General features: G+C 40.1%; 18 protein-coding genes and 1 pseudogene. 14 read left to right on the top strand and 5 right to left on the bottom strand.

What is annotated here, in order from left to right; genetic code table 11:
- Positions 1-79 precede the first annotated feature (79 nt).
- Genes AM500_RS21485 through AM500_RS21475 form a run of 3 tightly spaced genes read left to right on the top strand, consistent with a single transcriptional unit; the run spans position 80 to position 1,118 of the window.
- Positions 80-622 carry a site-specific integrase gene (locus AM500_RS21485; protein ID WP_156319874.1) on the top strand — a complete coding sequence of 181 codons (543 nt, stop codon included), beginning with the start codon at positions 80-82 and terminating at the stop codon, positions 620-622.
- A gap of 14 nt (positions 623-636) precedes the next feature.
- Complete coding sequence (locus AM500_RS21480) at positions 637-915, top strand: hypothetical protein (RefSeq protein ID WP_053601061.1); 279 nt, start codon at positions 637-639, stop codon at positions 913-915.
- A complete protein-coding gene (locus AM500_RS21475; protein WP_053601060.1) occupies positions 915-1,118 on the top strand; it encodes a hypothetical protein in 204 nt (67 codons plus the stop codon). The genes AM500_RS21480 and AM500_RS21475 overlap by 1 nt, the downstream gene beginning before the upstream one ends.
- 52 nt (positions 1,119-1,170) lie before the next feature.
- On the opposite strand, the gene AM500_RS21470 is transcribed toward AM500_RS21475, so the two are convergent.
- The gene (locus tag AM500_RS21470) at positions 1,171-1,734 is read right to left on the bottom strand and encodes a hypothetical protein (RefSeq protein WP_053601059.1); all 564 of its coding nucleotides are present in this window, start codon (positions 1,732-1,734) and stop codon (positions 1,171-1,173) included.
- 105 nt (positions 1,735-1,839) lie between these two features.
- Here AM500_RS21470 and AM500_RS25660 point away from each other — a divergent pair, with 105 nt between their 5' ends.
- Positions 1,840-1,998, top strand: a complete 159-nt coding sequence (locus AM500_RS25660) for a hypothetical protein (RefSeq protein WP_156319873.1) — start codon at positions 1,840-1,842, stop codon at positions 1,996-1,998.
- Positions 1,999-2,375: 377 nt separating this feature from the next.
- Here AM500_RS25660 and AM500_RS21465 read toward each other — a convergent pair whose 3' ends face one another.
- Positions 2,376-3,194, bottom strand: coding sequence for an ATP-dependent DNA ligase (locus AM500_RS21465; protein ID WP_231688065.1), 819 nt, complete (start codon positions 3,192-3,194; stop codon positions 2,376-2,378).
- 93 nt (positions 3,195-3,287) lie between these two features.
- Between AM500_RS21465 and AM500_RS21460 the strand changes: the two are divergent.
- Positions 3,288-4,549 (top strand): annotated as a pseudogene (locus tag AM500_RS21460) (DNA cytosine methyltransferase).
- A gap of 40 nt (positions 4,550-4,589) precedes the next feature.
- Here the strand turns inward: AM500_RS21460 and AM500_RS21455 are convergent.
- Positions 4,590-5,108, bottom strand: coding sequence for a hypothetical protein (locus AM500_RS21455; RefSeq protein ID WP_053601058.1), 519 nt, complete (start codon positions 5,106-5,108; stop codon positions 4,590-4,592).
- A 123-nt stretch (positions 5,109-5,231) separates the two neighbouring features.
- Positions 5,232-6,056, bottom strand: a complete 825-nt coding sequence (locus AM500_RS21450; RefSeq protein WP_053601057.1) for a hypothetical protein — start codon at positions 6,054-6,056, stop codon at positions 5,232-5,234.
- Positions 6,057-6,171: 115 nt separating this feature from the next.
- Between AM500_RS21450 and AM500_RS21445 the strand changes: the two genes are divergently transcribed.
- From AM500_RS21445 to AM500_RS21430, 4 genes are all read left to right on the top strand, one after another.
- On the top strand, positions 6,172-6,708 hold the full coding sequence (locus AM500_RS21445; RefSeq protein WP_053601056.1) for a hypothetical protein: 537 nt from the start codon (positions 6,172-6,174) through the stop codon (positions 6,706-6,708).
- 43 nt (positions 6,709-6,751) lie between these two features.
- Entirely contained in the window at positions 6,752-7,273 is a 522-nt protein-coding gene (locus tag AM500_RS21440) for a hypothetical protein (protein WP_231688064.1), read from the top strand.
- A gap of 474 nt (positions 7,274-7,747) precedes the next feature.
- On the top strand, positions 7,748-8,401 hold the full coding sequence (locus tag AM500_RS21435) for a hypothetical protein (protein ID WP_053601054.1): 654 nt from the start codon (positions 7,748-7,750) through the stop codon (positions 8,399-8,401).
- Positions 8,402-8,440: 39 nt separating this feature from the next.
- On the top strand, positions 8,441-8,803 hold the full coding sequence (locus AM500_RS21430) for an HNH endonuclease (protein ID WP_053601053.1): 363 nt from the start codon (positions 8,441-8,443) through the stop codon (positions 8,801-8,803).
- 6 nt (positions 8,804-8,809) lie between these two features.
- Here the strand turns inward: AM500_RS21430 and AM500_RS21425 are convergent, their stop codons facing one another.
- Entirely contained in the window at positions 8,810-9,448 is a 639-nt protein-coding gene (locus tag AM500_RS21425) for a DUF4145 domain-containing protein (protein ID WP_053601052.1), read from the bottom strand.
- Between the two features lie 166 nt (positions 9,449-9,614).
- On the opposite strand from AM500_RS21425, the gene AM500_RS21420 reads away from it, so the two are divergent.
- Genes AM500_RS21420 through AM500_RS21405 form a run of 5 tightly spaced genes read left to right on the top strand, consistent with a single transcriptional unit; the run spans position 9,615 to position 13,695 of the window.
- On the top strand, positions 9,615-10,169 hold the full coding sequence (locus AM500_RS21420; protein WP_053601051.1) for a hypothetical protein: 555 nt from the start codon (positions 9,615-9,617) through the stop codon (positions 10,167-10,169).
- The gene (locus AM500_RS21415; protein ID WP_053601050.1) at positions 10,159-11,718 is read left to right on the top strand and encodes a terminase large subunit; all 1,560 of its coding nucleotides are present in this window, start codon (positions 10,159-10,161) and stop codon (positions 11,716-11,718) included. The genes AM500_RS21420 and AM500_RS21415 overlap by 11 nt, the downstream gene beginning before the upstream one ends.
- Positions 11,715-11,885 (top strand): hypothetical protein, encoded by a 171-nt coding sequence (locus AM500_RS25655; RefSeq protein ID WP_156319872.1) that lies wholly within the window; start codon positions 11,715-11,717, stop codon positions 11,883-11,885. The genes AM500_RS21415 and AM500_RS25655 overlap by 4 nt, the downstream gene beginning before the upstream one ends.
- 9 nt (positions 11,886-11,894) lie before the next feature.
- Complete coding sequence (locus AM500_RS21410) at positions 11,895-13,130, top strand: phage portal protein (protein ID WP_082347333.1); 1,236 nt, start codon at positions 11,895-11,897, stop codon at positions 13,128-13,130.
- Positions 13,123-13,695: an HK97 family phage prohead protease gene (locus AM500_RS21405; protein WP_053601049.1), complete on the top strand. Its 573-nt coding sequence runs from the start codon at positions 13,123-13,125 to the stop codon at positions 13,693-13,695. Before AM500_RS21410 ends, AM500_RS21405 begins: the two co-directional genes overlap by 8 nt.
- Positions 13,696-13,708 lie beyond the last annotated feature (13 nt).

Here is a 13,708-nt window from a genome sequence, read left to right as displayed (position 1 = left end):
TTGGCAAGGTGCTAGATAATGATAAACCTCCCAAAAGAGGACGACCTTTTACAAAGTGTAATAGGACGAGGAAGAAAAAGTGAAAACCGTACAGCCCATTAGGGACTTAGAGAAGATTGGCGAGATGAAGCGGGTTTTACTAAAGCAAAGTTATCGAAACTATTTTCTTCTATTAATGGGGATTAATACAGGATTACGAATCAGTGACTTGCTTCGCCTTAAAGTTTCTGATGTGAAAGGTAAGACTCATATCAACATGAAAGAAAAGAAAACAGGTAAGCCAAAGCGTTTCAAAATTAACGTGGAGCTTCAAAGGCAAATAGGCGAATATACCGCAAATCTTGAAATTGACAGTTACCTTTTTCAGTCCAGGAGAGGAACCAAGCCTATTGGTCGATGCCATGCTTGGAAGATACTTAATGATACTGCTAAGGAAGTTGGATTAAATGAAATCGGAACGCACACGCTTAGGAAAACATTCGGATATCACTTTTATCAAAAGACTAAGGATGTGGCTTTGCTCCAAGAAATCTTCAACCATTCCAGTCCGTCGGTCACGTTAAGGTATATCGGAATCAATCAAGATCTCATGGACGAAGCAATTGATGACTTTAACCTTTAGAGAGGAAGGTGAAGATGGGCTATTCTCGTGAAGAACAAGAAACCACTTTAGTTTTTGATAGTTCCACTGGTTTATGGTCTGTTTACTCTACCGTACCGAAACATATCCGCAAACTTGCTAAATTAGGTGATTTTAAAGTAATAGAATCGGAGAATTTCAAACCTATAGCAGTTCAGGGGACACTCCATGAAAAGCAGATCAGCATGAGGCAGGTTCGTAATCTGACTGATGAACAGAAGGAAGCGGCCAAGAGGCGGGGTGAACTCTTGGCTGCAGCTAGGGCAAAAGGCTAATGAAAGAGCGTGAATTCGCTTTATATAAAGGTGATACGTTCATTTGTATTGGTACTGCTAAAGAACTGGCAAATCGCTTAGATGTACAGGTAAGAACCATATCTTATTATGCAACCAACGCCTATAAGCGGAGACTTGAAAAGAGGCAAACGGTCAATCCCATTATATGTGTTGATCTGGATGCTCCGGATGAACCGTGGTAACAAATTTTGTGTTTTGCTATATAAAAAAATCATCCCTAAAGGGATGACAATATTATAGATTGAAAAATTTAGACCAAAACGTTCGTTTAGGTTTTTTGATTCTTATTTGCTTTAGGTTCTTTCCCATTATATTTTGCATCGGAATTAGGATATATACACCTTTATTATTATATTCGATATTCGGGTTTTTAGAACAAACGCACGTATCCTTATCGTGCATCCTAATAATGTAAATTTGAAGGTCTTCTTCAGGGAGGGAAACTTTATATTTAAAGTGATACTTTATTTTAAAATTGTTAATCCAGTTCATTATTGGAGAGGTAATTAAAATTAGGATCAAAAATAATATAATACCCCAGATTGAAGAGAATGCTATTTCCGAAGTTTCAAGACGAAATTCATTTCTTTCATTTACTTTTATTGCTAGATAAAAATAAATAAAACCAAATGAAATTATTGTAGCTAAAAGGACAGTGTTGAAGTATCTAACTTTCAACCTTTGTTCGTCAGTGAAAAATGTCCTTCCTAAACTTGATTTTTCATTAAGCGCATTTATAGGAATTAAAGTTCCCAAAATCGTTATCAAAAGTGGGATAAAAAGTGTGAAAAAATTCATTATATTCCTCCGTGTATATTGTGCTATTTTTTACGGATTAAAAAATAATTGGTTTCAAAATTATGTAACAAAAGAGTAATTATGTTCGATAGGAGGGGAAAACGGGTGACAAATAAAGAACGCATTCAAAAAGCGAAGGATGATTTGAAAGAGTGGATTGAAATGCATGATGGTGTTGTTCCTAGCGAAGATTTAGCAGCATTGAAAAAGAAGTTGAGGAACGACAGTGGTTTATCCAGCAAGCAGAAAGGGTCGAAAAACTGACCAAGATAATAGCTCGGAATTTAGTAGTAGCTTGGGACACTTCAAAAGATAAAAAGCTTGGTTTGCTTCCAGAAGTGTATTTATCTAATCGGGTTTGGTACCAACAATTAACTGGAGAAGAATATTTCATGCACAAAGCTGTTAAGAAGTTTCACATTGAATAACAAAAACCCCGACAAAGTCACCCTTGGAGGGATAGCCTGTCGGGGCGGAGTAACAACCCTAGTATAACATAAAACCCCGGCAACGGGTTATGGGAAGGCCGTTAGCCGGGGGAGCAATTAATAACGGTTAGGAGGACCGTTATGGTGTAGTCAACGACTACATATTAAGAATATGTTAGTTTGCCAATATTGTAAATATATGTCACAAAAGGTTCACCAAGAAACAAAACTAGGTAGCCTTAAAAGCCCAGCCTTAGTGTAATTTCGGAACTTCACTTGTACCGGAACCGGCTCAATGTATTTGTTCTTATCTGTCTCATTAAGAACCTTTGCGCTGTAAATCCATGTTTTCACACTAGCTGGAACACCGAGCTCCATAATTCCAAGGTAGGCTCCATCCTGATCAGCGAGCAACCAGCCGAATTCTTCTTTGCGGTAGCCAATAACAAGCACATCAGCGTATTCGTAATTGATGACCTTCAACCAGTCGTGGCTACGTTTACCAACCTGGTACCGGCTATCTTTTCGCTTCATAACTATTCCTTCTAAGGATTGGGAACATACTGCATCGTAATATGCAGCTCCGTTTCCTTCAAGGAATTGAGATTTTGCTAGTAAAGAAGAATCAGTGGGAACGAGATCGGCGAGTATTTGTTTCCGGTCCAGTAACGGCAGCCCAGTCACTCGCTCACCATTATACTGGATTACATCAAAGGCAACGAAACTTACAGGGTGAGAACCTTTTGCTCCTGACTGAAAGCGGGACATCATAGCTTCAAAATCAGGTTTCCCTTCACTGTCCGTGACGATTAACTCACCATCTAGGATTGTACCAAGAGGGAGTCCTAAGTCCATTAATTCGGGGAATTTGGATGTAATTTCATTGTTATGCCGGGAATACATCCGGACCCGTCCCTGGTCATTGACCGTATATATGAAGCGAAGGCCGTCTAACTTCAACTCTGTGAGGTAATTGGCATCATTAAACGGCTCATCCGCTTTGTGTAATAGCATTGGCGAAACAAAAGACAATTAAACCACACTCCTACACTGTAATGGTATCAGGTTAAGAAAAGGGATTCATTAGAGGTTTATTGGAAGCAGAGGAAACAAGGAGGGGAAGCATTGAAGCAGCTTGATTTATTCAGAGAAATAATCGTTGATAACTTCGCGGGTGGCGGCGGTGCCAGTACAGGGATTGAAATGGCAACTGGCTTATCCGTAGATATAGCAATCAATCACGACCCAGCTGCTATTGCCATGCATAAGGCAAACCATCCGGACACAGAGCATTACTGTGAGAGTGTCTGGGATGTGGATCCAGTAAAGGCGGTTAAGGGGCGACCTGTAGGGCTTGCGTGGTTCTCTCCTGATTGCAAGCATTTTTCCAAAGCAAAAGGCGGTAAGCCTGTTAATAAAAATATTCGTGGCCTTGCCTGGGTAGCAGTTAGGTGGGCGGCTAAAGTAAAGCCTCGAGTGATCATGCTCGAGAATGTGGAAGAGTTTAAGACCTGGGGGCCTGTTAAAGATGGTCAGCCTGATTTATCGCAAAGGGGCAGGACATTTAACAGCTTTGTTAACGCATTAAAGAGACTAGGATACGCCGTAGATTGGCGCGAATTGAGGGCTTGCGACTATGGGGCACCTACCATAAGGAAAAGGTTCTTTCTCATTGCTAGGAGGGACGGCAGACCAATTACATGGCCTGAACCAACACACGGAGACCCAAACAGTTTGGCAGTGCAAGTAGGCAAGCTTAAACCATGGTTCACAGCTGCAGAAATCATAGATTGGGAGATTGGCACTCCATCCATTTTCACTAGGAAAAAGCCCCTTGCAGAAAACACCATGAGGAGGATCGCTCGAGGTATTCAAAAGTTTGTACTGGATGAACAACAGCCTTTTGAAGCTCCAGGAGGGGCATTATCCTTCTTGGCTCAATACTACACTGAAACAAACCCGGGAGAGGTCAGGGGGCAGTCATTAAGGGAACCAATATACACTATTCCTACTGCTAACCGTTTTGCATTGGTTAAGGCATTCTTGGTTGCTTATTATGGCTCGAGCGTTGGGCAAGAACTTACGGATCCACTCCACACAATAACGACCCGGGACAGATTCGGACTTGTTACACTTCACGGTAAAAATTATCAAATACAGGACATTGGCATGAGGATGCTGCAACCACATGAGCTTTATGCCGGCCAGGGTTTCCTTCTAACTATATTATTGACCGGGATCACGAAGGTAAGCCTTATCCAAAGACTGAACAGGTAGCCAGGTGCGGCAACTCAGTTCCTCCACCTTTTGCAGACGCGCTGGTGAGCGCTAATCTTCCAGAGTTTTGTGTTAAGCATAATCGCTACAAACCGGCCGTAGCTAACTAGGCGACAAAGTAAGCATTGTGTTGTAAGAGAGAGTAACTAATCAATAGCTACTCTCAATCTTGCTCAATTTATAAGATTCAGGATAATAGTCACCAAGTTTATTAGTCCATCTTAGACCAGAAACTTCAGGTAAAAGGTCCCTGTGATGTCCCCAATTTAGAATATGAATATTTTGCATATCCGTATCGGGAATTGTTAATACGCTTTTTGAATTGTGAGCTGGCTTATGGGCATAAATTAATAAACGCTCAGCGAGATCAATTCCCTTTGACCAGGAATCATCCGAAGGGGTGGTGTCACCCGCAAGTCTTCCAACATAAATTTTAATGTTATTCGAATCGTTGTTGTATAGCCAGCTTTCTTGAGAAATTCGTTTTCCAAGTGTCTGATAATCTGCTTTCCCAATATAAAGCAAAACATCACTGCCATATACAGGATGGTTGCCGTAAATTTGATAGATTCCATAATCGCTATCTTCATTCATTAAATTGGGTAAATCACTTAATTTAAAAGAGCCATCCCAGTTTATTTGAATTAAGTAAGTATTAATCGTATCCATTGGTTTACTCCTACCGTTTTAGTAATATTCTACCATTTATAAAGTGTTTTAAGTTAACACAATAGCAAAAAGGTATCAAAAAAAGAGAACATTGACATTTACTCAACGTTCTCTGTTACGTATTTAAAAAGGAAGTACATCTGCCTGTGCATCTTTTACTATTTTTTTTAAAATATTCTCGCCAATAGCCTGAGGATTGTAATTTTCAGATTGGAGGTAATTGATAAACTCTTCCTTATATATAAGAACATCAGCATTTGAAAAATCATTTTCATTTTTAATGTAGTTATAGATGACACTCTGTAAGCCTGCAGGAACTACTCTAGCAGACGGCTTTTGTTTTGTGGCAGCGGTTTCCTTTTTAAAACTGTTAATTTCTCTACGTAGAGTATTTACTTCATCTAATATTAATTGTTGCACATCGGTTACTGCTGTTTGATTTAATGAAGGTTTTCTGAACTCGCCAAAATTCTGAAGGAAAGTTGAATAATTAGGATCATTATTGGATTTAACAAGGGTATGTTTTATTCTATTACTCAATTCATGTTTGAAACTTCCAATCTTAGAATACCGCAAATCCTTTGGATAAGTTAAATGTTCAATAACTCCAGTATCAAAGATGAAATCAGTTTGGTCATCTTTAATAATAATGGTTGGTTTATCAAAAGTTAATCTCATGCCAAGTTCAAACATGACATTTGGGTTTCTCCCGCTCATATCACAAACAATAATATCAGCATTATATATATTTTGAATAATTCTCTTATGTATTACATCAATTTCACCATCTGAGTTGCTTACAATTTCAGTCTTAAAATTAAATCCTTCAACCTTCTGAGTCGCTTCAACAATGATGCTTTTGACTTCTAACCAATGTTCAGGAGTATAACCAGGCATAGCGGAAATTGGCATAATAATACCACAGTAAAGATTATTTGGCTCTATCATAATCACCTTCTTAATTATTTGTTAGTAATATTTTACAATATTCAACATAATTTTTAAATTGTATTTTTTATGAAACACACTGATAGTTCTGTTATCTAAAAAAGGAGGTAAGGATTTGGCTCAAAAAGTAAATCGCAAATCGGTTAGTCCACGGCCATCAGCTCCATACAGCGGAGGAGCAACACCAGATAAAAACATGATAGTAGGTATGCCTATTGATGTTTACAGCTGTGATGGGTGCGGCCGGGCAATTATGGTTGAAAAGGATGCAGAGATTGCTGTTTGCCCATATACAGATTGCGGATATGACCTTTACGAGTATTCTCATTCTGGTGAAGCAATTAACGGTAAAGCATCAGTCGTAATAGAACAGCAAAAGGCAATAATTGAAAACATAGAAAAGCGGCTGCAATTCAAACAGGAGCGGATTAACGGATTGATTCGGGAGTCACTTGAGTCACACCGACAATCTGCGGTACTGGAAAGACAGAAACCACCTTACATGGATCTGGATGACAAGGAGATGACAAAACAGGAACGTGAATCAATGATCGAGCAGATGGCACTTGTAGAAGGTATAAACCGTTCATATTATGAAAAATTCACCGATGTAGAACTTATGGAGAATTTGAAGAAAATATACGGTAATTAAAATAACAAATTCCCAAGCGCTAGGGAATATGGGGGAAAAGCCATTGTTGAACACAAAACAGGTAGATGAAATTGTGAAGCTTGCAGTCCAGGCAGCCATTGAACACGTTGAGAAAGAAAGGCAGAAGGAGCAAAAAGACCGGCACGACCGCCGCCTTCGGAACACCAAGCTGCTATTGAGAAACTACAAGAATCTGGTCATCCATTGTTCCGATATAAAACTTGAATTGACAGAAATCGATGACATTCTGTTGATGGAGGAACTTGACGGCGATCACTTAGCACTTGAGTCAATTAAGAGGAGCAAGAAGAGGACATTGGCCATTGTTCAATTCATTCAACATATGTTGGAGATATATAAGTTAATGTGTGAGAAATCCAATCGTCCAGAGGACATTAGGAAGTATTTGATTATCCGACAGATGTACATCGATGAGCCAAGAATGTCGGTCGAAGCTATAGCTGAGTGTCACTCTGTCGAAAAACGAACAGTCTTCCGCACCGTAGATAGAGCGTGCAAAGACTTGTCAGGACTGCTTTTCGGCGTTGATAGCATCCGATTTTAGAAGGTATAAAAGATGTCACAAACATGTCATTTACAGACCTTATCGAACGATGTAGAATGATAGTATGGAAAATTATAGATGTGTCAAAAAGCGCCTATCCGTTTGAGATAAGGCGCTTCTTTCATGCCTGTTTTCCTATTACGCCATTCCTGTTAGAAGGTCCCCCTTCCTCCTCTACGGCCGACGACTGAAGCGGTTAAGGAATGGATCGCAGCGGCTGTCGCCTGCCGAAGTAAAGGGTGCCATTATTTGGTGAAAGAGTGATGCACTGTGAAGGTCACTGACCTTTTAAACAAAGAAACCAAACCAGGAAACTGAAAGAGCGTTTAACTTGCATGACCTGTTTGATATCGTGGACATGAACCGAGATACTTACTAGAGAATCAAAGGGGTTAATAGAAGAAAATAAAATTTTGTCGAAAAAAGGATATTGGGAACAGGCGTAGAAATGAAGTTATAAAGGAGTGGAGAGTTTTGGAAAATATAAAAAAAATATTGCCTAATCTAGATATTGTAATAATTTTAACTATTGTAGGCTACAGTCTAGTTTATTCTTATAATTTAGGAGTGTATGTATTTTGGGGAATTCCAACTCACTTAATTGAATTAGGGGTAAACAATATTACTGATACATTGATCTCACTTAGTCTTCTCTTATTAGTATACGTACCGACGATGTCTAGTTTTATTTTCAATCCACAAAAGCGTAAAATAATTGTTTTTATTATTGTTTATGCGATAGCTCTTATGATTCTTTATTATAAAGAAATGTTGTTTTTCGAATTTAGTTCAACTCTAATTGTTGTAATAGGAATTTGTATCATTTTTTTATTAAAGAAAAAAATGAATAAGACTACCATACTAATTGTAATAAGTATTTATGCAATTATATCTTCTCTCTTTATGGGATATATGCAGAGCTATGGTAAAGCGGGTGGTTCAGCTCCATATTCTTTACTTCTTCAGGAAGGAAAACGATACGTTATTCTAGCATCTTATAAAGATAATTATATTGTAACGCAGTTGAAAAATAAGAATGAAATTTCACTTGAATATAAGCTAATTGCATTTGATGATTCTAAATCAACAGTGAAAAGAGAAGAATTGAAATTAAATATAAAAAAATGATTTGGTACCTTAAAAGGTACTTTTTTTGGGGTGATTTTTATGCCAAGTAAACCTAAGCGCCCATGCTCCAAGCCTGGCTGTCCAAACCTAACCGAGAGAAAGTATTGCAATCAGCATAAGCCGGTCGAGAATAACCGATATGACAACCACCGTGGCACCGCAGCACAGCGAGGATATGACAGCAGGTGGAGGAAGACACGGCTTGGATATCTAAAGAAGTATCCACTGTGTGTCCACTGCCAGCAGGAAGAGAAGCACATACCCGCTACAGTAGTGGACCACATCATCCCACATAAAGGTGATAAGCAATTGTTCTGGGATAAGAATAACTGGCAGCCTCTGTGCAAGAGGCACCATGATATAAAGACTGCGAAGGAGGACGGAGGATTTGGGAATAAATAAAACACCTTATTTAGGTGCTTTATCCCTCTGCTCTATTCCCAAACGTTTGCCCTCCGGAAGTTGCATATATAATTCATTAATTTGTTTTGGTCTAGTAATCCTATCCTCAATTATAAAGTTAATTAAATTAAAAAGTTGCATAGCAGTTTCATGTTTGTCTGTAATATCCATTTGTCCTGGATGAACAGACTCATTTCCTACTACTCTTACAATATCCAAAGCTTGTTGTATTAACTCAGGTAAACCACTACTTACAAGGGCTCCTATATCTCTATTAATATCCTTACCTGGTAAACCTAATGAAACCATAAGTTTTTGAAGAACTAATCGTAGTAAGGCAGCTGCTCCTCTAGGAGAAATATTAACGATACTGGCAGCCTCATTGTAATCATCTATTAGTTCAAGTGGCATATCCGAATGTGGTAAAGGGGCTGTACTTGTCATTGGAACTACTAAATTACCTTTAAGCCATATTGCTTTCTCATTACAGTGGGCACAAATTGAGGTGCGATATAGAGGCATGGCTTTAAAACCAATCCCTGCGTCATAATAAATATCACACCAATCTTGTGAAGCAAAAACGTTACAATGTGGGCAGTGAAAAGAAGGCTCATTAAATTTAGCTGGAAAATATGATGTTTGCATAAGATAGCTCCCCATTAACCTTTATTTTATTTGTTTATAACATAATTTTACATTCAGGGGTGGGGGTGGGTCAAATTCCTAATTATATAGCCTTGTAAGACCGCGTCCCCACCTGAACGCAAGATTTTTTCCCAAAACTACAAATTTTTTTTAGGAGGTGAGTATTGTGCCAGGAGGACGACCACCAAAACCTTTGCATCTGGTGCAAGGACATAGAACAAAGGCTGAAAAACAAGTAAGGGAAAAAGGTGAGAGTGAATTACTGACAGGTACTCACCTTAAAGAGAGTCCTGAAGTTAAAAAGAATCCTATAGCACATAAAGAATTCACAAGGGTTAAGAAATTGTTGAAATCAATCGGCAAAGATGATGACCTTTACGGACACATCATAAACCTTCACTGTTTAATCCATGCCGAGTGCAAAGAGATCGAAGTGTTTAAGGAAACCCTTATGAAAAATTTAGAAGAGTTTGATGAAAAGTGCGAGGATGAAGAAATCGATTTTGCTACAAAGATGGAAATAAAAGTGAAAATGCAAAAACAAATATTGGATTGTGGCAAGGCGCTTAAGGATAAGCGAAAAATGCTAATCGATATTTCTAAAGAAAACATTATGACAATCCAATCTGCTTTAAGATCTGTTCCTAAAAAACCGGAAGACTCTAAAAAGAGCAAAATGTCTTCCTTTCTTCAAAAGCGAGGGGTAGGCAATGGCTCATGATCCTTCCCGAGCCCTCGAGGTTATTGAATTCATCCAGCTGTTAAACCTGACAGATGATTTTTACGGCCAACCTTTTGTCTTGCAAAAATGGCAACATGATGTACTTTGGGATGTTTACGGGACGGTCAACGAGCGAGGCTATCGCCAATATCGCTATGCCTATCTTGAAATCCCTAAGAAAAACGCAAAAACGACTACTATTGCGGCACTATCGTTGAAGCACCTGGTTATGGATCCTCCTGGAGGTCAAATATATTGTTGCGCAGCTGATAAAGAACAGGCCGGATTAACTTACAAGGCTGCCCTTCAGATGATTGACCAGGATGAGGATTTGTCTTCACTTCTTAAGGTAGTTGATAGCAAAAAAGAAATCATTAATACTGAAACTGGCACATTCCTGAAGGTAATGTCGGCCGAAGCTTATACTAAGCACGGTATTAATCCGACTGTAGTTATTTTTGACGAGCTCCACGCACAGCCCAATCGTGAATTGTGGGACGTTATGACATTTGGTTCCGGTTCGGCAAGGAAAGAACCGTTATATTGGGTAATAACAACGGCCGGTGATGACCCGGACAAAAAATCTATCGGGTGGGAAGTACACGAATATGCTCGAAAGATTACTGTCGGCGAGATTGAGGACCCTTATTGGTATGTAAAAATATTTTGCGCTCCTGAAGAAGCTGATATTTTTGACGAAAAAACCTGGTATCTGGCTAATCCATCGTTGGGTGTAACGATTGACATTGAAGCTGTTCGGCAAGAAGCGATTGGAGCGCGTAACGATGCTGCAAAAGAGAAGTTATTCCGTTGGCTCCGACTCAATCAATGGGTTGCCCTAAAATCTGTTGGTTGGTTGCCCTTAACCTTATGGGATACTTCGGTGCAACAGATTAACAAAAGAGATTTGCTGGGTAAGCGTTGCTATCCAGGGCTCGATTTATCAGCAACTACAGATTTGACCGGGCTAACTCTATTATTTCCTCCTCAGGAAGGACTGGACGGATGGTATTTTTTAAGTGAGGGATGGATTCCGGAAGACAAGATGGTAGAAAAGATAAAACGGGATAAGGTTCCCTATGACAAATGGGTAAATGACGGTTTTATGCATGCAACTCCTGGTGATGTCATTGACTATGAGTTTGTCGAGGCTAGGATTTTACAACATAGCAAGCAATATAAGTTCGAAAAGCTAGGTACAGACCCTTGGAATAGCCGTATGTTGACCCAGAGGCTCATGAATCAGGACGTGGAAGTGCTTGAAGTGGCACAGAATATGGCGATGATGTCTCCGGCGATGAAGGAAATTGAGCGGCTTTTACGTTCAGGCGCTATGAAACATGAGGAAAATCCGGCAGCACGCTGGTGTTTTGGCAACGTCCATATTGCTGTTGACGGGAATGAAAATATCAAACCGATGAAAAACAAATCGATTGATAGGATCGACTTAACCGTTTCGCTTATAAATGCTATGGCCATTGCCGTTAAACTTGAAGAAATAGCGGTTAAACCAAGTGTTTACAAAAGGAGAGGGATTGTATCGCTATGAAAAAGAATCCTATCAAAGGTTATTTTATAAAACACATGACTGATTTCGCCTTTTTATCTGGAATTTCAATAGCTGCTTATGGTTTGAACATGATATACAAACCTGCGGCTTTTTTATTTGTCGGATTTTCTCTGATAGGGGTGAGCATTTTGGCAGCGAGGAGGTGATAAAAGACAATGGGCTTTATAGATTCACTATTTGGAAAGCGCTCAATGGATTTGGCTAATCCTAGCGATTCAGATGTTGCCTGGCTAAGTGGAGGCAATAGGAGTTACGCTGGGAAAGTAGTAAATGAGACCACAGCTCTAAGTTATATCGCTGTGTTTTCCTGTGTAAATGTCATATCTGAAACAATGGCCTCCTTACCTTTACACCTATACAGGGATAAAGGCAGCAATGGCCGAGCGAAGGCTCGAGAAAAGAAACTATATGATTTATTGCATTCGAGACCGAACGAAGAAATGACAAGCTTTACTTTCAGGCAAGTCTTGCAGGCGTGCATTTTGCTTTGGGGGAATGGTTACGCATTTATCGATTGGGGACCGGATGGAGAACCGAGAGGACTCTACCCACAGCACCCATCAAAAGTTATTCCAAAGCGAAATCCAACCACCAAGAAAATGGGGTATGAAGTTGCTGGCCCAGACGGTAAGGTGATAAATCTCTCGGCTGATCAGATGCTCCATTTAGTTGGATTCTCATTAGATGGCCTAGTAGGTCTTTCAGTAATAGGTTTAGCGAGGGAAAGCATCGGGCTCGGACAAGCTGCAGAGGAATACGGGTCGAGATTCTTCAGCAACGGGGCAAAACCACTTGGGGTTTTGGAACACCCTGGAGAACTGGGGGAAGATGCAATCAAGCACCTGCGTTCGAGCTGGGACGAAATGCATAAAGGGCTTGAAAACTCTCATAAGGTGGCCATACTCGAAGAAGGCATGACTTATAAACAAATTGGGATACCTCCTGAAGATGCCCAGTTCTTACAAACCCGTAAATTCCAGTTGGAAGAGATTGCGAGGCTTTACCGGGTTCCTTTGCATTTAGTGGGCAATCTGGATAAAGCAACTTTCTCCAATATCGAACACCAGGACATTGGCTTTGCTAAACATACCATTAGGCCTTGGGCAGTAAGATGGGAACAGACTCTTAATTGGAAGCTCTTAACCACGGAAGAAAGAAAGCAATACTATGCTGAGTACAACCTGGATGGTTTGATGCGAGGCGATATGAAATCTCGCTACGAAGCTTATCAAATCGGCCGACAGAATGGTTGGCTGAGCGGAAATGATATTCGGGATAAGGAAAATGAAGACAAAATTGAAGGCTTGGATGCTTACTTGGTAAACGGAAATATGATCCCTGTAAATATGGCCGGACAGCAATACCTGAAAGGAGGTGAGAAGAGTGAATGAGAAGGAAAAACGCTCCCTCACCAATATAGAAGTGAGAGCTGAGCCTGAAGGTGAAAAGAAAAGGATTGTCGGCTATGCGGTGAAATGGGGCCAGCGTAGTGTTCCTATTTGGGGGATGTTCGCGGAGCAGTTTGAACGCGGCGCTTTTGCTGAATCAATCAATGACGACATCTATGCTGCATGGAATCACAATCCTAGTGAAATCCTTGGCAGGAACACAGCTGGCACCTTGAAACTTCAAGAGGATGAAGTTGGCCTGCGTTATGAAATCACCCCTCCTTCTTGGGCTGACAAGTATGTTGAAAGCATTGAACGCGGCGATGTCCGTGGTTCTTCGTTCATATTCCGGGCAGAAGTTGACGAGTGGGATGAAACTGAAGAGATGGCTGTCCGGACTGTAAAAAAAGCTAAACTGTTTGAAGTTAGTCCAGTTACTACTCCGGCCTATCCCACAAGTGAGACCGGAATCCGTTCGGCTGAGGCTGTCTTTAATGAATTCAAACAGAAAAAAGTGAATACCGACAATTCTTTTGAAAAGGAATTGGAATTGATGGAGATGTTCTAGGAACGTCTTTTTT

Source organism: Bacillus sp. FJAT-18017 (assembly GCF_001278805.1).
In the GTDB taxonomy this organism is placed as follows: domain Bacteria; phylum Bacillota; class Bacilli; order Bacillales; family Cytobacillaceae; genus Bacillus_D.
The sequence above is the reverse complement of the archived record's forward strand: the minus strand, read 5'-3'. Positions and strand labels throughout refer to the sequence as shown.

Bases quoted from the DNA above. Each gene is read 5' to 3' on its own strand.
- AM500_RS21480 (WP_053601061.1), top strand. From the start codon at position 637: ATGGGCTATTCTCGTGAAGAACAAGAAACCACTTTAGTTTTTGATAGT.
- AM500_RS21475 (WP_053601060.1), top strand. From the start codon at position 915: ATGAAAGAGCGTGAATTCGCTTTATATAAAGGTGATACGTTCATTTGT.
- AM500_RS21470 (WP_053601059.1), bottom strand. From the start codon at position 1,734: ATGAATTTTTTCACACTTTTTATCCCACTTTTGATAACGATTTTGGGA.
- AM500_RS21455 (WP_053601058.1), bottom strand. From the start codon at position 5,108: ATGGATACGATTAATACTTACTTAATTCAAATAAACTGGGATGGCTCT.
- AM500_RS21450 (WP_053601057.1), bottom strand. From the start codon at position 6,056: ATGATAGAGCCAAATAATCTTTACTGTGGTATTATTATGCCAATTTCC.
- AM500_RS21430 (WP_053601053.1), top strand. From the start codon at position 8,441: ATGCCAAGTAAACCTAAGCGCCCATGCTCCAAGCCTGGCTGTCCAAAC.
- AM500_RS21425 (WP_053601052.1), bottom strand. From the start codon at position 9,448: ATGCAAACATCATATTTTCCAGCTAAATTTAATGAGCCTTCTTTTCAC.
- AM500_RS21415 (WP_053601050.1), top strand. From the start codon at position 10,159: ATGGCTCATGATCCTTCCCGAGCCCTCGAGGTTATTGAATTCATCCAG.
- AM500_RS25655 (WP_156319872.1), top strand. From the start codon at position 11,715: ATGAAAAAGAATCCTATCAAAGGTTATTTTATAAAACACATGACTGAT.
- AM500_RS21410 (WP_082347333.1), top strand. From the start codon at position 11,895: ATGGGCTTTATAGATTCACTATTTGGAAAGCGCTCAATGGATTTGGCT.